This window comes from Martinezella rhizogenes (assembly GCF_027460065.1).
GTDB classification, from domain to species: Bacteria; Pseudomonadota; Alphaproteobacteria; order Rhizobiales; family Rhizobiaceae; genus Agrobacterium; species Agrobacterium rhizogenes_C.
The window spans coordinates 19484-37439 of record NZ_JAPYZZ010000023.1 but is presented as its reverse complement, the minus strand read 5'-3'; the positions used below and the strand labels follow the sequence as shown (position 1 = coordinate 37439).

The following is a 17956-nucleotide window of genomic DNA, read 5'->3' as shown; positions in this document are numbered from 1 at the left end:
ATGAAAGCGATCTCTAAAGTTTTAGCGGTTTTGTTGCCGGAAAGTGTCAGTAAAACTTCGCCCATCGTGGCGGTCGAACAAAAGGGGTGGATTATGTCGGGAATGGACAAACGGGGAATGGCGGGTGCATGGGTCTTCGCGCTCACCTTCTTTTGCGCGATCCTCTCCTTGCAGGCATCGCCTACCCAGGCCGGTTACGCCCACTTCATCATGGATGCCAATACCGGCAAGGTGCTGGCCGCCCGCAATGCCGATGTACTGAACCACCCCGCCTCGCTCACCAAGATGATGACGCTATACATGACCTTCGAGGCGCTGCACGCCGGCAGGCTTCGCTGGGACCAGAAGATAACCATGTCCAAAAACGGCGCATCGGTCATCCCCTCGAAGCTCTACGTGCGTCAGGGCCAGACCTTCACCGTGCGCGAAGCCGTTTATGGCATGATCGTCAAATCCGCCAATGACATGGCGGAAGGCATGGGCGACCACCTCGGCGGCTCCGAGGCACGGTTCGCGGAAATGATGACCCGCAAGGCCCGCCAGCTCGGCATGTCGAAAACGGTGTTCCGTAATGCCTCGGGCCTGCCCAGCAAATCCCAGGTGACGACGGCGCGCGACATGGCCAGGCTCGGCCTGGCGCTGCAGCGCGACTTCCCCAAGGAATATGGCCTCTTCGCCATGGAATCCTTTAGCTTCCAGGGAAAACGCATCCGCGGCCATAACAATCTGATGTATCGTTATCAGGGCATGGACGGCATCAAGACCGGCTACACCAATGCCTCCGGCTTCAACCTCGTCAGCGCCATCAACCACAATGGCCGCCGTGTCGTCGGCGTTGTGCTGGGCGGCAAGACCGCCCGCAGCCGCGATGCCCAGATGGCCGCTCTTCTGGACAAGGCCGTGCCGCAGGCTTCGAGAAGCCGCAACACCGAACAGCTCGTCGCTAGTGCCAATGTCAGCCGCACCTTCGATGTGGCCGCAGCCCTGCCTCCAGCAGCCATACCATTGCCGATGTTCGCCGAACGCCGCGCCGATCCGGTCGCCATGCAGATTGCCACCGCCAACAGCCAGATGGCCGACATGATGCAGGTCTCCGCCATTCCAAGACCCGCTCCCACCGCGGCTACGACCGGCGAGAGAAGCCGCTGGGAAGTGCAGATTGCCGCAACGGACAGCGAAGCCGCCGCCCGCTCCCTGCTCGCCAATGCCCGTTCCAATATCGGAAACTATGCCGGGATCGCCCCCTATACGGAGGCCGTTCAAAGCGGATCGGCAACGCTTTACCGCGCCCGCTTCACCGGCTTCGAAGACCAGTCTTCGGCCGTATCGGCCTGCAAGGAACTGAAGGCGCAGTCCTATGCCTGCGTGGTGATGACCAGCGAGGGGTGAGGATTAATAATGGAAACGGCACTGATGGATGATCAGCACTGCCGCTTCCCCTTCGCCGCGAAGCTCATAAATAAGACGATGTTCCTGGGAAATCCTGCGTGACCACAGGCCCTTGAGCTGAAAGCGCAGCGGCTCTGGCTTTCCGATACCTTCAAACGGATGCCGTCTGCAGTCCTTGATGAGTTCGTTGATGCGTTGGAGCATCTTTCGATCATATTTTTGCCAGTGGAGATAGTCTTCCCACCCTTCGTGGCTCCAGCCGAGAGTAACTGTGCCGCTGTGCTGCATGAGGTTTTCTCCGGTTAGAAGCTCGCACTCATGCGCGACAGTTTAAAGATCAGTCGATGAGATCGTGACTTTCGAAAGCGCCAGCATTCACGTCTGACATCGACTTTCGTAGCCTGGCAAAATTTTCCGGTGAAGAGCAGAGGTGCAAGGTCTCCATCAGCCCTTCATATTCGTCCTTGTCGATAAGGACCGCGGAAGGCTTGTCGCGGCGCACAATTTCCAGCGCGACACGATCCTGCGATACCTCGTCCAGAAGAGATGCGAGAGATTCGCGTGCTTTCGAAAACATGACGGTGCGCATGGAAGAACCTCCAAGAGAGTTGTACAACAAATAGTACAACTCTTCGAAATATTCAAGACGGCTTGCGAAGCCACCCGTTCGTCAGCGCGTCGGCGAGATAGGGAATACCGTTGACCCGCGCCATTTCAGACATGGCCAAATTATCGTAGCGGATATTCCGGAAGTAGACCTGCCAGCCACGCCCGGTCTCTTCCAGTACGGCATAGGTGGCAAGCGCATGCCCGGCCTCGACATGATGGTCGAAAGGCGTGTCATCCTTCCAGCCGGGGCAGCCGACGCTGCCGGGATTGACGATCAGCCGGCCATCGGAAAGCTGCACCGCACGGGGAATATGGGTATGGCCACACAGCATCAGCGGCTGAGTGATACCTTGCGCCCTCTCCTCGATTTCAGCGAGAGGCCGCAGTTTCAGCATGCCTTCCGGCGACAGCGTTTCCAGCCAGTAGTCGAGATCGCCGAGCGGCGAACCATGGCAGCAATAGGCGACATCCCTGAACACCATGCTGAAGGGTAACGTCTGCAGCCAGTCCAGATGCGCGGCGGTGAGCTGCGCATGCGCCGGCTTCTCCCAGCTGCCCATCTCTTCCGGCGCACGCTCGATCAGCTCCCGGTCATGATTACCACGAATGCTCGGTATCCAGTTGCCCACAAGCACGTCGCCGGTAAAACCTGCCTCCAGCGGGCCGCTGAAACAATCACCGAGATTGACGATGTCCTTGATGCCCAGCTTGGCAATATCCTCCAGCACGGCTTCCAGTGCTGCGCAGTTTCCGTGAATATCGGCAATCGCGGCAAAGATCATGGCTATCAGCTTCCTCGATAGGTGGAATAGCTATAGGGCGAAAGCAGAAGCGGCACATGATAGTGGCCGCTTTCATCGGCAATGCCGAAGCGAATGGGGATGATGTCGAGAAAGGCCGGCTCCGCCAATTGAACGCCCCTGCCGCGCAGATAATCGCCGGCATGGAAAACCAGTTCGTATTCACCAGCCTTAAAACTGTCGCCGACAAGCAGCGGCCCGCCATCGACCCGACCGTCGCTATTGGTCTTCACTGTCTTGATCTTCTCCCGGCGATCCCCGGAGAGCCGGTAAAGCTCGATCGTCAGCCCCTCAGCGGGCACACCATGGGCAGCATCGAGGACATGGGTCGTCAAACCGGTCATAGGCTGGGCTCCGCGATCATAAAGGGCTCATCGAAAAAATACTCTTCCAGATTGTTACCCGGCCCTTCGCGATCGGCAACCAGAAAATCCGAAACCGCCTGCAACGGCATCAACGGATAATGCCAGACATTGCGGCGATAATTCACGCCCTGATCGCCCCGCGCCAGAAACACCTGTGGCCGGGTGGGTCGGCCGCCATCATCTTCCGCGACGACAACGAGGAAAGGTCGACCGGAGAGCGGCGAAAAGCTCTGGCTGCCGAGCGGATGCCGCTCCATCATGTCGATCCTGTGCGGAAAGACGCGTGGCTGGCCCCGGAAGATATTGAGAATGATGCGCGCGCCCTCGCCCGCAGCCTCCGGCGCTGCAAGCGCATGATGTCGCTCGGTCTGGCCACCATTGATGTGGCGCATGGAAGAGGGCGTTATTTCGATCACATCACCGAAGGACGCGAACGCCTCTTTGGTCAGAGGCTTGATCTCGAGAAAATCGGTCAAATGTCACTCACCTTGGGCATGCCAGTTGCGCATCGCCTCAAGTTTGGCGAGCAGATCGGGAATTGTGGTTTGTGCGGTTTCCCAGATGATTTCCATGTCCAGGGCAAAGTAGCCATGAGCGATGCGGTTTCGCAATCCACGCACCGCATGCCATGGGAAATCGGAATGTTCGACAACGAAATCCGGGGCGGTTTCTATCAGCCGAACCGCAGCCTCACCGATGACGATGAGGCACATTCCGATTGCATGCTGTGTTCGCACATCGGAAAAAAAATCATCCTTCTTCATTCCGGCAACGAAGCCCACGGCGGAGGTTGCAGCGCGCTCCATATCGGCGAGGTGATCAAGCCGGCGGTCCCCGCTCATATGGGTTTTGCCTCGGAGAGCACCCTGCCTCTCAAACGTTCGGGGAAATCCCCGGGCGTCAGAAGATGGATTTTAGTACCGAGCATCATCTGCTCCAACTCATCCTGCAAACCGCCAAGACTAAGCAGTGTCGTGCCCGGCAGGGCATCCACCAGAATATCGAGATCGCTGTCCGGCCTGTCTTCGCCACGGGCCACGGAGCCGAACACACGCGGGTTTGCCGCGTTGAAGCGCTTCGTCGCTTCGCGGATCGCCTCCCTGTTCTTTTCCAGCACCTCGGACGGTCTCATGATCTCAATCTCCAGACAGCGCGATCCTAGCAGAACCGCCCGTACTCGCCAATTCAGCCTTCCGGCAGCATCGAGGCAAGACGCAGCCAGGCGATCTTTTCCACCTGCGCTGTTGCGGTTGCGAATTCCTGCGCCGCGTCGTTGTCGATGCGGGTCTCGAAGGCGGAGAGAATATCTTGCCTGTTGAGCCCCTTCACGGCGATGATGAAGGGAAAGCCGAATTTTTCGGTATAGGCGCTGTTCAGCTGGGTGAACCGTGCGTGCTCCTCCGGCGAAAGCCGATCGAGCCCGGCACCGGCCTGTTCGTTGCGGCTGTCGGCGGTCAGTTCGCCCGCAATCGCCAGCTTGCCGGCGAGATCGGGATGCGCCCGCAAAACGCCAAGCCTTTCCGCCTCGGAAGCCACCCGGAACTGTGCGCAAAGGGCCCCGTGAACCGCCTTCGCCGTCAGTTCCAGGCCTGCGCCGCCAGCATCGTAGGCCCTTTCGGCGATGAAGGGCGAATGTTCGAACACGCCGCCGAAACGGGCGACAAATTCCTCGCGCGTCACCATCAAAGCGTCTCCGGCTTGTGGTGTTCATGCCAGTGGCGGGCGATTTCGAGGCGCTGCGGAATCCACACCTTCTCGTGACCAAGCACATATTCGATGAAACGGCGCAGCGCCGCGGCCCGGCCCGGCCGACCGACAAGACGGCAATGCAGGCCGACGCTCATCATCTTCGGCGCGCCTTCGACACCTTCCTGATAAAGCACGTCGAATGCATCCTTCAGATAGGTGAAGAACTGATCGCCGGAATTGAAACCCTGCGGCGTGGCAAAACGCATGTCGTTGGTATCGAGCGTATAGGGAATGATCAGGAACGGCTCATCGCTCGTCCCCTTCACCCAATAGGGCAGATCGTCGGCATAGGAATCGGATGAATAAAGGAAGCCGCCCTCCTCCATGACGAGGCGCAGCGTATTGTCGGATGGCTTGCCCTGATACATGCCGTAGGGACGCTCACCCGTCAGTTCGGTATGCAGGCGCACCGCTTCGATGATGTGCTTGCGCTCTTCCTCTTCGGAGAAGTCCTTGTATTCCAGCCAGCGATAACCGTGGCTGGCGATTTCCCAGCCCGCTTCCTTCATGGCGGCGACAGCCTCGGGATTGCGGGCCATGGCGGCTGTCACACCATAAACGGTGGTGGTGACGCCAAGCCCGGTGAACATGCGCCACAGCCGCCAGAAGCCGGCGCGAGAGCCGTATTCGTAGATCGATTCCATGTTCAGGTTGCGCTGGCCGAGCCAGGGCTGGGCACCGACAATCTCCGACAACAGCGATTCCGATGCCTTGTCATTGTCGAGAATGCAGCTTTCGCCGCCCTCCTCGTAATTGATGACAAATTGCACGGCGATGCGCGCCCCGCCCGGCCATTTCGGATCAGGAGCGTTGCGGCCATAGCCCACCAGATTGCGGGAGTAATTTTCGGAAATCATTCAGCCACCCAGAACATCTCTCCCGGGGCGCAAGCCGGTTGCGGGAGATAAGATAAACCTCCGAACCTTGCCGGGCCGGACAGGCAGGCGCGCTTCGGATATGCGATGTCGAACGGTAGCATTCGCATGCGGAATGTCGAGACAATCTTGCCGACATTCCTATGCTTTTTTGTATACGATTATGAGCAAGCGTGCTTCAGGCAATCTTGCGGGCGGAAACCCGGCCCATGGGATGCAGTGAATGCACGCGGAAAGGCGCACCCGGCTCATCCTCGATGAACAAAGCCAGGCTGGAAAATTGCAGCGACCGGGTCAATAGCGGTTCGAACACCTTGCGCACGGCCCGCTCGATCCTCTGGCTGCTGGAAGGTTCCACACCGCCCGTCAGCGACATCTGGAAACGGAACTCATCCATCACATGCGGGCTGCCCCAGCGATGCAGATTGGTGAGCTGCGAGGCCGATAGCCGGTCCGGATCCGCCCGCTCGATTTCCGCCTCGGAGAGCGGTGCGCGGTAGTGGTCGAATTCCTGCACCACGCGGGCCGCAAAAAAATGCAGCACTTCACAGGGACGCTCGGGAACGAGGCTGAAGACATTCTCCTGCCTTGCCACCACCAGTTGCGGCAGCGTGAAGGGATCCTGCCTGCCGGAAAAATACATCAGGTCGCGCAGCAACGCCGCCTCGGACTGGCCTTCGGCAAGGCGGAAAGGCGCCTTTATCGTGCCATGGAAACCGTAACGGCGCGGCAGGGCCGTATGGTAGGAAATCTCCTGCATACCGAGATCGATCATGCCCGGCGGTTCCACCGCATGACCTGAATAGGCATCGCGCCCCAGCCACGCGGCGGCAGCCTGCGTCAGGGGGTCATTGGGGGAAGGCGTGAAATGAATGGCGTATCGCATGCGCTGTCACCTCGCCGCAAATGCGGACAAACCGGCCTCTTTGCAGGCCAGCAGATAAGTGATTTGCGTGACAGATTAACGACGTAAGCGGTCCAATCAGAACTTTCTAAAGTCCGGGACGGCAATACTCACGTGTTCTTGAAGGCGAAAGCTCGAAGGGATGACAGCCGTGTGACCGCACACGGTTTGCAACGCCGCCTCGGCCAGGAAATGTGCAAGACCGAAGCTGACCTTGAAACCGCCGGAGAGCGCAACGAGTTTCGGATGGCCAGCCAGTGCCCCCACCATCGGGTCCCTCCCCACCGCCTTCGGTCGCAGCCCGGCCCAGCGTTCGAGCACCGGTGCGCCGGCAAGCGAAGGCACAACGGCGCAGGCGTCTACAAGCAGTTTTTCGAGCTTCTCATCGGTACTGAAGGGCTCGGAAAAACAATCTTCGCTGGTACTGCCGATCGCGACGGTGCCATCCTCATGCGGCACGATATAAAGACCGTTGAGGAACACAACCGGCATGGCCGGATCAGCAGCAGCGTCAAGAAGCGCCGCCTGCCCCTTTACCGCCTGCCCCAGCGCAACTCCCGCTTCCAGCCCAAGAGCGTCGCGGATCAGGGGAAAGGACTCATGACCATTGGCGACCACGACATGGCCGAAACCTATCTCCTCTCCCGAAGACAATACCGCCCGGCCGGCATCAGCATCAAGGGAAACGACCCGGCAGCCTTCCGCCAACTGCACATGCCGCGCCTTGCGGAGAAAAGCCGAGAGCAGCGCGATCAAGGCGCGCGGCGAGACCCTTGCCGCCAGCGTGTCGAAGACGAAACCAGCCTCGCCCGCCGCATCATCCACCCAACCCGCCACCGATGGCCTCTCTCCCACATGCCAATGGAACCGGCACTCGCCCGATCGCCAGTTTTCCGCCGCATCCCGCTCATGTCGCTCGGCAATGCCGCGCAGATGCGGCTTGGGCAGTGGAATAATCCGGCCGCAGCGGAGATAGCCGCCGGAAAGCCCCGTTTCCGCCTCCAGCCTCGCAATCTCCGCCTCCAGCGCGACCAGAGCATCGAACTGAAACTGTTTCTTGTCCGACCACCGGTCCGGCATATGCGGCATCAAGGCGCCAAGAAGCCCGCCGCTCGCGCCGCCGCCAAGACGGCCGGCCTCCACCAGAAGGGTATCGATGCCGAGCCGTTCTGCCTTCACAGCCGCCCACAGACCCATGATGCCGCCGCCGACGATGAGCAGCGGCACGGAAGCCGGCAAACGCATTCTTGGTGATTGACCCTGTTCGAAAGCGGGATTATCGGCTTTAGCCATGAAAAATTCCAACGACACTATCAGAGAGACTGGTTCGGCAACCGGGGAAAACCAGACCGCGCTCGACTGGCGTGACGGGGATATGCCCTATTCGCTGGCCTTTGACGATCATTTTTATTGCCAGACGGATGGCAGGCTGGAATGCGGCCATGTCTTCCTGTCCGGAAACGGGTTGCCGCAACGCTGGCTCGAACGGGACGGCGTTTTCCGCATCGGCGAACTGGGCTTCGGCACCGGCCTCAATCTCTGCGAGACCTGGCGGCAATGGAAAGAGGTCCGCAACGGCCACTCCACGCTGCATTTCATTTCCTTCGAACTCTACCCGATGAAGGCGGACGAGATCGACCGGGCGCTTTCCCGCTGGCCGGAAGTGGATGCCGAGCGCAAGGCGCTTGTCGCCCGCTGGCCCGCCGAGCCGCAAGGCCGGGTCGAGATCGAACTGGACGATGCAACGCGCCTGACCGTGGTCTGCGGCGAGGCGCTTGCCGGCATTTCCAGCAGCGATCTGAGTTTCGATGCCTGGTTTCTCGATGGCTTCGCGCCGGCGCGCAATCCGGACATGTGGTCGCTGGAGATCATGCAGGCGCTGTTCGCAAAAACGGCAGCGGGGGGCACATTCGCCACTTACGCCGCCGCCGGCTTCGTCCGCCGTAATCTCATCGCCGCCGGTTTTGACCTGGAGCGCAGAAAAGGATTTGCCGGAAAGCGGGAAATGCTCTGCGGCACCAAACCTTCGGCCTGATGCAATTCAGAAAAGGGTGCCGGATATTCACACGCCCGGAGCATCCCGCCGCAGCACGTTCTCGCCCAGCCATTGCGCGATCTGGTCTTCGAGGCTTTCGGGGCTGATCGGCTTCGACAGATAATCATCCATGCCCGCCTCCAGGCAACGTTCCCGGTCCGCCTCCTGCGTATGGGCGGTGACGCCGATGATAGGCACATGCCGGCCGTCGGCTGCAGATTTTTCAGCAGCGCGGATGGCCTGTGTCGCCTGGTGCCCGTTCATGACAGGCATGGAAACATCCATCAGGATAAGGGCGGGATTATATTCTTCCCATGCCTGAACGGCCCGCTTGCCATTGCCGACGATCAGGAAGCGCAGGCCTGCCTGTTGCAATATCTGGCTGAAGACAATCTGGTTGACGTCGTTATCCTCGGCCACCAGCACGTCGAGAAGGCACGGCCGGCTGCGTTCGGGAACCGTGGCCGGAGCTTCGGCCCGTTGTTTCCTTTCGGTGGGACGGCTTTCCGACCGGACCTGTTCACCACCCGTCCCCTGCGTAAGCGAATGCTGGCGGCTTCGCTTCAGCCGCACATCGCGCACCACGTCAAACAGAGTGGAGCGCAGCAGCCGCGCCCGCGCCGGTTTCATCAGATGCGCCTGCACGCTGAGATCGGTAAACAGCGTCTCGTCGCCCACGACATCCATCGAAGTCAGGAAAACAATGGCGATATCGTCAAACCGCTTATCCGCGCGGATACGCTCCACCACGTCGAGCCCGTTCATGACGGGCATATGATAATCGAGGATGATGGCGTCGATGGCAAAGCCGAGCGATGCCGCTTCCTGCAACACGGCGATGCCGGAGAGCCCATCCTCAACCGCGTGGCCATCTACGCCCCAGCTTCGAAGCTGCTCGGTCAGGATACGGCGGTTGACGTCGTTATCGTCGATGACCAGCACCCGGATATCGTCGATCGCCACGGAAAGCAGCGGCACGTCCCGCCGTCGCTCCATCACCTGAAACGGGATATCGACCTCGAAGGCCGAGCCCCTGCCAACTTCGCTTTCGACATTGATCTTGCCGTCGAACAGGCCGACGAGGCCGACCGTGATCGCAAGGCCCAGCCCCGTTCCCTCGTGCCGTCGCGTCGCCGAACCGTCGACCTGGCTGAACTTGTCGAAGATCGTTTCCAGCTTGTCGGCCGGAATGCCGATGCCGCTGTCTTCGACGCGCAGCGAAAAAATGCTTTCCGACGCCTCCGCCGACTGCGCCGAAAGCTCGACCAGCACATGCCCGGTTTCGGTGAACTTGACGGCATTTCCGACGATATTGGTGACGATCTGACGGAACCGGCCGGCATCGCCGATAACTTTGCCGGACACCGAGGAATCGATGCGGACGATCAGCTCGATGTCCTTTTCCAGCGCCGCCGAGGACAGGAGCGAGACCACATCTTCCACCGCTTCCGCGGGATCGAAAGGCACGCTGCGCAGCTTCATCTGCCCGGCCTCGATCTTGGAGAAATCGAGAATATCGTTGATGATCGTCAACAGCGCATTGCCTGACTTGACGATGATGTCGGTAAAGGTCTTCTGGCGCGTGTCGAGCTTGGACTTGGCCAGAAGCTCCGCCATGCCGAGCACACCGTTCATCGGCGTGCGGATTTCATGGCTCATATTGGCCAGGAATTCCGATTTGGCCCGGTCCGCCGCTTCCGCACGGGAAAGCAGCCGCTGCAACTCCTCCTCGCGCATCTTCATTTCGGTCACGTCAGTGACGATGATCAGCCAGTAATTGCCGGAACTGTTGGTGGCCTCCAGATTGAGCCAGGTTTTGCCGGCAACATGGACAAGCCAGGAAAACGGCCTGTTGGCCGCGATATTTTCTCTCCAGACCCGCAGCGTCTCGCCAGCCTCCGCGGCCGTGCCGAAATCGCCGCGCCCGGCGCAATGGGCAAAGAAGCCTGCCCAGTTGCGGCCCTTTTCCAAGAGATGCGGCGGCACCTCGAACATCCGTGCCATCGCCTCGTTGGACATGATGATCGTGCCCTGCTCGACCAGCACCAGCCCCTGCGCCATGGCGCGTGTGGCGCCCTGCATATATTCGCCGACGCGTTCCAGTTCCGCCTTCGCCCTGCTGATCTCGTCGTCGCGCATGCGCACATCGGTGACATCGGCATAGGTGCTGAGGATTTTCCCGCCTTCGAGGCGGGTTTTGGAAATGACGGTCACCCTGCCGCTTTTGCTGCGCACCTCGCGGGGAGCGAAGACTGTATCTTCGGCCAGCCGCTGCACCCGCTCGCCATAAACCTCGTCGAAGGACCGGTCGCCATAGTCGTAAAGGCCGCTATCGAAATTCATCTCCATGAATTCGCGATAGCTCTTTCCCACAAGCGACTTCTCACCGCCGATCTCCCCCCAGACCTGGTAGAAGTACGGATTGACGTATTCTATGACGAGATCGGCGTTCAGCAGAAGCACACCCACCGGTAGGGCGCGAAGAACCGCCTGGAGCTGCCGGTGCAGGGCCTCGGCCTCGGCCTGCGCGGCGATCAGCGCCTTTTCCCGGTCCTGCAACAGGCTGACATCGGTGACCGAACCCACCAGATAATATTCATCGTCAGGCGTTGCGACCCGGCCGAGCCGGGTGATGACGGGAATGGTGCTGCCATCCGAAAGCAGAACGCTTGCCGTTTTTTCAAGAGCAGCCCCGGTTTGCAGAATATGCTCGTTTTCCCGCTGGAACTGCGGCCCTTCCTCCGGAAACATCTCGCATTCGTTCTTGCCGATATAATCCGCAAGGTTGCCATCCAGGAATTTTTCATAAGCCGTATTGGCAAAGGTCAGCCGCCTGTGCTGATCCCTCAGGAACACACCGACGGGCAATTGCTCGAGTGCGGCGCGCAGCAGCCAGGTCTCGCGGATCTGGGTGCTCAGAAGCGTCTCATGTGCCTTGAACTCGGTGACATCGACACGCAGCCCGACCAGCATGCCGTTTTCCAGCCGCTTGTTGACGACACGCACCCAGCGGCCATCGGCGAATTGGTCCACCTTTTCGAAATAGGGCAGGGAAAAATCCTGCAGCTGCGCCTGCATCCACCCTTCGAAGGCCGGATCATCGTCCTTCGTGTCGCGATAGCCACTCGAAAAATAGAGGGCTTCCATCAGCGTCTCAAGCCGGACACCGGGCGTCAGTTCAATGCCGAGGGCGCGATAGAACTCGCGAAAGCGGGCGTTGCAATAGACCAGCCGGTTTTCGCGGTCATAAATGACGATACCGGCGTCGACGAGATCGATCACGCCGCTGCCGAACAGCAGATCCGAAGTGCCCCTGGCATCCGGAAATTCCGCCACCACGGCGGACGGCATCTCTTCGAACACCTCGAACAGGAAAATATTGCCGTCATCGCCGGTAAAACGCTCGCAGCGAAGCGAGTGAGGCACCGGGGAACCCACGACATGGCAGGCAATCATCTCATCGGTGGCGAAGACCAGCGAGCGGCGCTCCCTGTCCTCGCGCTCGGCGTCGCGAATATCGCCGGAAAGGGAAATGCCGGTGCGGCCTTCGAATGCCGCGGGCGCACGCCCCATCACCCGGCCATAGGCGGCATTGACCACGACATAGCGCAGCTCGCTGTCCTTGATGCACGCGGGCAGGTCCAGGGCGGCAACGGCCCTGCACGCTTTTTCCAGCAACCCGCAGCCTTCGGTCAATCGATACTCCACACCCCGGCAGTCCATCCCTGTCGAATCAAATATTTCCGGATGCCGTCACAAAAAACGTTATGTGAGAAAATCGATCTTTGCTATGTATCCGAAGGTCGCGTTACCCTTTTTTAACCACAATTCTTCGCCTGTGGGGGTGCGTTCCGATGATAGCCGGCAAACGATGCGCATGGCTGCCATGCGCCATCAGGCGGCATCGTTACAAAACTATCGCTTGACTTTGATGCGCAAAACGCCCACATGCCCCTCAAGCTTTCACCTTCGGCAGCCGCGTGAGCTGCAGCGTATGAACCAAGACCCACTTGGACCGCATGAAGGAAAAGCGCAACGAATACAGAAGACGGCATTTGCCGCACTGATGCGCAGAAAGTTATTCCAACCCACAAGTTCCCAATTCACGCGGGGTTCTTGACGCCGAAACCACCGGACAGCAGCCCTGCTCCGGATGAGTTTGTTTTGGCGCCCCGAAAGGCAATATATTGACCAGTTTTAGCGAACTCGGCCTCTCCGAAAAGATTGTGGCCAGCGTTACCCAGCTTGGCTATACGACCCCTACCCCCATTCAGGCGAAAGCCATTCCGCTGCTGCTCGAAGGCCGTGACCTCATCGGCCTCGCACAGACCGGCACCGGCAAGACCGCAGCCTTCGGCCTGCCGATCATCGAAATGCTGATGAAGCAGGCGGATCGTCCGGCAAACCGCACCACCCGCACGCTGATCCTCGCACCGACCCGCGAACTGGTGAACCAGATCGGCGACAATCTGCGCTCCTTCGTGAAGAAGACGCCGCTGCGCATCAACCAGGTTGTCGGCGGCGCGTCGATCAACAAGCAGCAGCTTCAGCTCGAAAAGGGCACTGACATCCTCGTGGCGACCCCCGGCCGCCTGCTGGACCTCATCGCCCGCAACGCCATCTCGCTCTCGAAGGTGACGTATCTCGTTCTCGACGAAGCCGACCAGATGCTCGATCTCGGCTTTATCCATGATCTGCGCAAGATTTCCCGGATGGTTCCGCCCAAGCGCCAGACGCTGCTATTTTCGGCCACCATGCCGAAGGCAATTTCCGAGCTTGCCAGCAACTTCCTGACCGACCCGATCAAGGTCGAGGTCACGCCTCCGGGCAAGGCTGCGGACAAGGTCGAGCAGTACGTGCATTTCGTCGCCGGCAAGAACGACAAGACCGATCTCCTCAAGAAGTCGCTCAACGAGAACCCGGACGGTCGCTCCATCGTTTTCCTGCGCACCAAGCACGGCGCGGAAAAGCTTTACAAGCATCTCGAACATATCGGCTTCAAGGTCGCCTCCATCCACGGCAACAAGAGCCAGGGCCAGCGCGAGCGGGCACTGAAGGGCTTCAAGGACGGTGAGATCAAGGTTCTGGTCGCCACCGACGTTGCTGCCCGCGGCATCGATATTCCGGCCGTAACCCACGTCTTCAACTATGACCTGCCGGAAGTGCCTGACGCTTACGTTCACCGCATCGGCCGTACCGCCCGCGCCGGCCGCGACGGCATTGCCATCGCTTTCTGCGCACCGGACGAAACCCGCCTGCTGCACGACATTGAAAAGCTGATGAAGATCGATATCCCGGTTGCCTCAGGTGAACGTCCGGCCGGTCTTGCCAGCCCGACGCGCCCCAACAACAACCGTGGCGGCCGCAACAACAATGGCGGCCAGAGCCGTGGCCCGCGTGAAGGCGGCCGTCACAACGGCGAATCCCGCCCGTCCCGCAACCACGCGCCGCGCGATGCGGACAATGATCTCGAAGTCACGTCCGACTTCAAGCGCGTGAAGCAGGCTGAAGGCGACGCAGGTCGTCCGGCCGGCCCCCGCAAGCACCGTCGCCCGGCCCGCAAACCCGGTGGCAGCGGCGCCAACCGCCACGCACCTGCTGGCGGCAACGGCCAGGAAAAGCGCGCCTCCGGCAACGGCAATCGCGGCCGCAACCGTTAAGCATAGTTCCAGGACGGAGGGCGAGCGGCATTGCCGCTTGTTTCTTCTCCCCGCCGGGGAGAAGGTGGCCCGAAGGGTCGGATGAGGGGGCAACGTTGCCGTATCTCACTACCCTTGCCCCCTCATCCCGCTGCCGCGACCTTCTCCCCGGCGGGGAGAAGAAACAAGCGGCCCACGCTCGGTCCATATGCGGTTTCGCTGTGCCGGCACGTCTTTAAATACACCCCGCAAGCCACCAGCCTGCGGGGTTTTTCTTTGCCCTCACCCGCTCTGCACCACCGATCGACGGCGCGACGGCAAGGTCATCGCCAGCACGCCGGCGATGACGCAGACGAGACCCACCCACATGGCTGATGTCGGCACCTCGCCCAGAAACACCATGCCGATGGCAACACCGACCGGCACCCTGAGATAGGCCTGCGATGTGGTGCCGACCGAACCGAGCGTCTGCATCAGCCGGAAATAGATCATGAAGGCAAGCGCGGTGGAAAAGACGCTGAGGCACACAAGTGCCGTCAATGACGCCGCCGAAGGCGACAATGTCCAGGGCCGGTCTACGATCAGGCTGACCGGCAGCAGCAGCACCGCACCGCAGATCAGCGAGCCGGCGGCCGGCATGATCGGATCAAGCCCCTTGAAGTTCTTGCCAAATATCGCCGCGCAGGCGTAGGAAAATGCCGCCGTCAGCACCGCAAGCTGACTCCATATCGCCTCCCCTGCCCCACCAAGCGCTTCCATGCCGATGATAAGGCAAACACCGGTCATGCCAGCAATGGTGCCGAACAGCTTGCGCCCGCTCACCGCCTCATGCCGGATGACAAGCGCGGTGAGAAGGAAGGTGAAGATCGGCGTCGTGGCATTGAGAATAACGGCAAGCCCGGCATCGATGCTCTGTTCCGCCCAGGCGATCAACGTGAAGGGCAGGACGCTGTTGATGCAGGCCTGGATGAAGAACAGCCGCCAGGTGGCAAAATCAGTCGGCAGCCGCAACCCGCGCAGCCGGATCACCGCAAGCAGTAACAGGCCGGCAATCAGGGTTCTTGAGGCGATGAAGGTGACCGGCGGTATCGTCTCCACCCCGATCTTGATGAAGGTGTAGGATGCGGCCCACAGCGTGGACAACAGGGCGAGAAACAGCAATTCACGGGCGATGGTGTTTTGAGGGGTCACGGATCGATTTTCCAACTGCGTTCAGGATGTATCGTTCTTAACCCGAAAACAAGCATCTATGCTTCGGCGACGGCCGAAGTTTCAATCCTTCTTCAAAAAAGAAGCTCCGCACGGCGTGACCATGCGGAGCTTCGGCAAGAGAGATCGATGACAGGTCGAGCAGATCAGGCCCGGCGTTCATCCACCGAGAAAGCGCCCGGACCCGCAAAGACCAGATACAGGAAGATGAAGCTGAACAGGATGGCTGCATCACCGCCGTTCAGGGCCGGGAAGAAATTGCTCGGCGCATGCGCCATGAAATAGGCGACAGCCATCTGACCGGACAGGATGAAGGCGACCGGACGCGTGAAAAAACCGACCAGCACGAGAATGCCGCCGACGACTTCCAGAAGCGCCGCCACGAGCAGCATCGTCGGCAGGGCGCCGTCCATCTGCGATGCCGGGAAACCGAACAGCTTCTGCGTTCCATGTGCAATGAAAAGCAGCGCCGTCATGATGCGCAGCGCGCCCAGTGCCTGCGGGCGATAGCGAGAGAGATTGTCTAGAGTTGCCATGTTCATGTGTCCCCGTTGAAGTGGTTCGACGCTCGATACAGCGCAATTATGCGTTTATGGATACACGTCTCGAACACCGGAAATCACGTTTCCGATATAGCAGAACTCCCTTAAATACATAAAGGGAGGCATTCTACACATGGTTGATTTTCCACCATAAAACTGGGCTCATGTCGAAAAAATCAACCCAAGGATACAGGCATTTTCTGGGCTGGCAAAGGCGGAAAAATCCGCCTCTCCCTTACGCCTGCAACACGACGACCCTGGAGCCGACAGGAACGCGGCTATAAAGATCGATGATGTCGTGGTTCAGCATGCGGATGCAGCCGCTCGACATGGCGTGACCGATGGATTGCGGCTGGTTGGTGCCATGCAGGCGGAACATGGTGTCGTTGCCGCCGCGATAGAGGTAAAGCGCACGCGCGCCGAGCGGATTGTTCGGGCCGCCCGGCATGCCGCCGGCGAATTTCAGGTTGCGCGGATCACGGCGCATCATGTTGGCGGTCGGCGTCCACGAAGGCCATTCGGACTTGCGGCCGATATAGGCGTCGCCCTTCAGAGCAAGCCCCTGCCGGCCGACACCGACGCCATAACGCATGGCGCGGCCATCGCCCAGAACGTAATAGAGCCGCCGCGCCGGTGTATCCACCACCACCGTTCCAGCGGGATGGCTGGTGTCATAGGCGACCTCCTGCCGGCGCAGTTCCGGTTTGACCTTTTCGAGATGCATGGCGGGAAGCGGGAATTTCTCCTCCGGCTTTGCCGCATAATTCAGCCTCTGCTGGCCGATGCCGGTATTGGCGCAGCCGGCCAGGAACAGCGGCAATCCGAACAGAACACCACGACGTGAAATAGACATGTAACCCCCGCCAAATCTTTGGATTAACGAGAGGTATAATTTTATGGTTAATAAAACCCTAATATGAGGTTGTATTAATTAACGTGCGACAACCGCAGCGGTGGGGCGGCGATTGGCGAGATAAACCCCCGTCACCGCCAGAACCGTGCCGGCGATCATGGCAGGCGTCAGCGTTTCCCCGAAAAGCACGGCGGCTTCCACGGCGGCCAGCGGCGGCACCAGATAGATCAGCGAGGCGGCGCGTGAGACCTGCCCGCGCCGGATCAGATAAAGAAGCAGCGCCACGGCGCCGATGGAGATGGCGCCCACGGACCAGCCAAGCGTGGCGACAAGCCCGAGGCTCCAGTCCACATGCCCATCCTCCAGCAAAAGCGCGAAGGGAACGGTGACCAGTAGAGCGCCGACATATTGCAGCGTCGCCACGGCCATGATGTTTCCGCCATGGACATATTTCTTCTGGTAGAGCGTACCATAGGTCACCGACACCATGCCCAGCGCATTTACCGCCACAGCATAAAGCGGCACCGACATGCCAAGCGCGCCTGTGGCCATGACCTTCGGAAGCACGGCAATGGCGATGCCCGCAAAACCGAGCAGGAGGCCCACGCGTTGCAGCGGCGAAATTCTCTCCCCAATCATGAAACGGGCGGCCACCGCCGTCATCAGCGGCTGCAGGCCGGCGATGATACCGCCGATCGCGGCCGGCACGCCCTGCCCGATCGCCCACCAGATCATGCCGAGATAAATGCCATGCAAAAACACGCCGGAGAGGATCGCCCGCAGGACATCGGCACGCTGTTTCGGCCACGAAATGCCGGAAAACCGGCAGATCGCCCACAATAGCAGGCCAGCCAGCAGATACCGCAGACAGAGAAAGGTCAGCGGCCCGGTATAATAGACGGCATATTTGGCGGTGACCCAGCCGGTCGACCAGAGAAAGACGAAGATGGCCGGAGCCAGACGGTCGAGCGACATTGCACATCCCCT

The 17956-nt window shown here is 60.1% G+C and carries 19 protein-coding genes; 3 read left to right on the top strand and 16 right to left on the bottom strand.

Translation table 11 applies throughout. The annotated features are described in order from the left end of the window. Nucleotides 1-117: 117 nt before the first annotated feature. Nucleotides 118-1389 (top strand): D-alanyl-D-alanine carboxypeptidase, encoded by a 1272-nt coding sequence (locus O8B93_RS24405; protein WP_269712432.1) that lies wholly within the window; start codon nt 118-120, stop codon nt 1387-1389. Between the two features lie 3 nt (nt 1390-1392). On the opposite strand, the gene O8B93_RS24400 is transcribed toward O8B93_RS24405, so the two are convergent. The 11 genes from O8B93_RS24400 to O8B93_RS24350 all read right to left on the bottom strand — a co-directional run bounded on the left by O8B93_RS24400 (nt 1393) and on the right by O8B93_RS24350 (nt 7984). Further along, on the bottom strand, nt 1393-1677 hold the full coding sequence (locus O8B93_RS24400) for a Txe/YoeB family addiction module toxin (RefSeq protein WP_269712409.1): 285 nt from the start codon (nt 1675-1677) through the stop codon (nt 1393-1395). A gap of 49 nt (nt 1678-1726) precedes the next feature. Further along, nucleotides 1727-1978 (bottom strand): type II toxin-antitoxin system Phd/YefM family antitoxin, encoded by a 252-nt coding sequence (locus O8B93_RS24395; protein ID WP_269712408.1) that lies wholly within the window; start codon nt 1976-1978, stop codon nt 1727-1729. Nucleotides 1979-2030: 52 nt separating this feature from the next. Further along, entirely contained in the window at nt 2031-2780 is a 750-nt protein-coding gene (locus O8B93_RS24390; RefSeq protein WP_269712407.1) for a metallophosphoesterase family protein, read from the bottom strand. A gap of 5 nt (nt 2781-2785) precedes the next feature. Further along, a complete protein-coding gene (gene uraH, locus O8B93_RS24385) occupies nt 2786-3142 on the bottom strand; it encodes a hydroxyisourate hydrolase (protein WP_269712406.1) in 357 nt (118 codons plus the stop codon). Then, on the bottom strand, nt 3139-3639 hold the full coding sequence (locus tag O8B93_RS24380; RefSeq protein ID WP_269712405.1) for an ureidoglycolate lyase: 501 nt from the start codon (nt 3637-3639) through the stop codon (nt 3139-3141). The genes uraH and O8B93_RS24380 overlap by 4 nt, the downstream gene beginning before the upstream one ends. Nucleotides 3640-3642: 3 nt before the next feature. Continuing rightward, nucleotides 3643-3969, bottom strand: coding sequence for a HepT-like ribonuclease domain-containing protein (locus tag O8B93_RS24375; protein WP_269712431.1), 327 nt, complete (start codon nt 3967-3969; stop codon nt 3643-3645). A 32-nt stretch (nt 3970-4001) separates the two neighbouring features. Continuing rightward, on the bottom strand, nt 4002-4295 hold the full coding sequence (locus O8B93_RS24370; protein ID WP_269712404.1) for a nucleotidyltransferase family protein: 294 nt from the start codon (nt 4293-4295) through the stop codon (nt 4002-4004). Between the two features lie 53 nt (nt 4296-4348). Then, nucleotides 4349-4846 (bottom strand): 2-oxo-4-hydroxy-4-carboxy-5-ureidoimidazoline decarboxylase, encoded by a 498-nt coding sequence (gene uraD, locus O8B93_RS24365; RefSeq protein WP_269712403.1) that lies wholly within the window; start codon nt 4844-4846, stop codon nt 4349-4351. Further along, nucleotides 4846-5769, bottom strand: coding sequence for an allantoinase PuuE (gene puuE / locus O8B93_RS24360; protein ID WP_269712402.1), 924 nt, complete (start codon nt 5767-5769; stop codon nt 4846-4848). Before puuE ends, uraD begins: the two co-directional genes overlap by 1 nt. 196 nt (nt 5770-5965) lie before the next feature. After that, complete coding sequence (locus O8B93_RS24355; RefSeq protein WP_269712401.1) at nt 5966-6673, bottom strand: DUF1045 domain-containing protein; 708 nt, start codon at nt 6671-6673, stop codon at nt 5966-5968. A 96-nt stretch (nt 6674-6769) separates the two neighbouring features. Beyond that, the gene (locus O8B93_RS24350; RefSeq protein WP_269712400.1) at nt 6770-7984 is read right to left on the bottom strand and encodes an NAD(P)/FAD-dependent oxidoreductase; all 1215 of its coding nucleotides are present in this window, start codon (nt 7982-7984) and stop codon (nt 6770-6772) included. On the opposite strand from O8B93_RS24350, the gene mnmC2 reads away from it, so the two are divergent. Then, nucleotides 7983-8726 carry a tRNA (5-methylaminomethyl-2-thiouridine)(34)-methyltransferase MnmC2 gene (mnmC2, locus tag O8B93_RS24345; RefSeq protein WP_269712399.1) on the top strand — a complete coding sequence of 248 codons (744 nt, stop codon included), beginning with the start codon at nt 7983-7985 and terminating at the stop codon, nt 8724-8726. The two genes, O8B93_RS24350 and mnmC2, sit on opposite strands and share 2 nt — an antisense overlap. A gap of 27 nt (nt 8727-8753) precedes the next feature. On the opposite strand, the gene O8B93_RS24340 is transcribed toward mnmC2, so the two are convergent. Continuing rightward, nucleotides 8754-12449 carry a response regulator gene (locus O8B93_RS24340; RefSeq protein ID WP_269712398.1) on the bottom strand — a complete coding sequence of 1232 codons (3696 nt, stop codon included), beginning with the start codon at nt 12447-12449 and terminating at the stop codon, nt 8754-8756. A gap of 464 nt (nt 12450-12913) precedes the next feature. Between O8B93_RS24340 and O8B93_RS24335 the strand changes: the two genes are divergently transcribed. Continuing rightward, nucleotides 12914-14386, top strand: coding sequence for a DEAD/DEAH box helicase (locus tag O8B93_RS24335; protein ID WP_269712397.1), 1473 nt, complete (start codon nt 12914-12916; stop codon nt 14384-14386). A 261-nt stretch (nt 14387-14647) separates the two neighbouring features. Here the strand turns inward: O8B93_RS24335 and O8B93_RS24330 are convergent, their stop codons facing one another. The 4 genes from O8B93_RS24330 to O8B93_RS24315 form a co-directional block, all read right to left on the bottom strand. Next, complete coding sequence (locus O8B93_RS24330) at nt 14648-15556, bottom strand: DMT family transporter (RefSeq protein ID WP_269712396.1); 909 nt, start codon at nt 15554-15556, stop codon at nt 14648-14650. 164 nt (nt 15557-15720) lie between these two features. Continuing rightward, nucleotides 15721-16110 (bottom strand): DoxX family protein, encoded by a 390-nt coding sequence (locus O8B93_RS24325; protein WP_269712395.1) that lies wholly within the window; start codon nt 16108-16110, stop codon nt 15721-15723. A 241-nt stretch (nt 16111-16351) separates the two neighbouring features. Then, nucleotides 16352-16969 (bottom strand): L,D-transpeptidase, encoded by a 618-nt coding sequence (locus tag O8B93_RS24320; protein ID WP_269712394.1) that lies wholly within the window; start codon nt 16967-16969, stop codon nt 16352-16354. 78 nt (nt 16970-17047) lie between these two features. Continuing rightward, nucleotides 17048-17944 carry a DMT family transporter gene (locus O8B93_RS24315; protein WP_269712393.1) on the bottom strand — a complete coding sequence of 299 codons (897 nt, stop codon included), beginning with the start codon at nt 17942-17944 and terminating at the stop codon, nt 17048-17050. Nucleotides 17945-17956: the final 12 nt, after the last annotated feature.

Bases quoted from the DNA above. Each gene is read 5' to 3' on its own strand.
- O8B93_RS24405 (WP_269712432.1), top strand. From the start codon at position 118: ATGGCGGGTGCATGGGTCTTCGCGCTCACCTTCTTTTGCGCGATCCTC.
- O8B93_RS24325 (WP_269712395.1), bottom strand. From the start codon at position 16,110: ATGGCAACTCTAGACAATCTCTCTCGCTATCGCCCGCAGGCACTGGGC.
- O8B93_RS24395 (WP_269712408.1), bottom strand. From the start codon at position 1,978: ATGCGCACCGTCATGTTTTCGAAAGCACGCGAATCTCTCGCATCTCTT.
- O8B93_RS24400 (WP_269712409.1), bottom strand. From the start codon at position 1,677: ATGCAGCACAGCGGCACAGTTACTCTCGGCTGGAGCCACGAAGGGTGG.
- O8B93_RS24390 (WP_269712407.1), bottom strand. From the start codon at position 2,780: ATGATCTTTGCCGCGATTGCCGATATTCACGGAAACTGCGCAGCACTG.
- mnmC2 (WP_269712399.1), top strand. From the start codon at position 7,983: ATGAAAAATTCCAACGACACTATCAGAGAGACTGGTTCGGCAACCGGG.
- puuE (WP_269712402.1), bottom strand. From the start codon at position 5,769: ATGATTTCCGAAAATTACTCCCGCAATCTGGTGGGCTATGGCCGCAAC.
- O8B93_RS24370 (WP_269712404.1), bottom strand. From the start codon at position 4,295: ATGAGACCGTCCGAGGTGCTGGAAAAGAACAGGGAGGCGATCCGCGAA.
- uraH (WP_269712406.1), bottom strand. From the start codon at position 3,142: ATGACCGGTTTGACGACCCATGTCCTCGATGCTGCCCATGGTGTGCCC.
- O8B93_RS24355 (WP_269712401.1), bottom strand. From the start codon at position 6,673: ATGCGATACGCCATTCATTTCACGCCTTCCCCCAATGACCCCCTGACG.
- O8B93_RS24350 (WP_269712400.1), bottom strand. From the start codon at position 7,984: ATGGCTAAAGCCGATAATCCCGCTTTCGAACAGGGTCAATCACCAAGA.
- O8B93_RS24315 (WP_269712393.1), bottom strand. From the start codon at position 17,944: ATGTCGCTCGACCGTCTGGCTCCGGCCATCTTCGTCTTTCTCTGGTCG.
- uraD (WP_269712403.1), bottom strand. From the start codon at position 4,846: ATGGTGACGCGCGAGGAATTTGTCGCCCGTTTCGGCGGCGTGTTCGAA.
- O8B93_RS24340 (WP_269712398.1), bottom strand. From the start codon at position 12,449: ATGGACTGCCGGGGTGTGGAGTATCGATTGACCGAAGGCTGCGGGTTG.
- O8B93_RS24320 (WP_269712394.1), bottom strand. From the start codon at position 16,969: ATGTCTATTTCACGTCGTGGTGTTCTGTTCGGATTGCCGCTGTTCCTG.
- O8B93_RS24375 (WP_269712431.1), bottom strand. From the start codon at position 3,969: ATGGAGCGCGCTGCAACCTCCGCCGTGGGCTTCGTTGCCGGAATGAAG.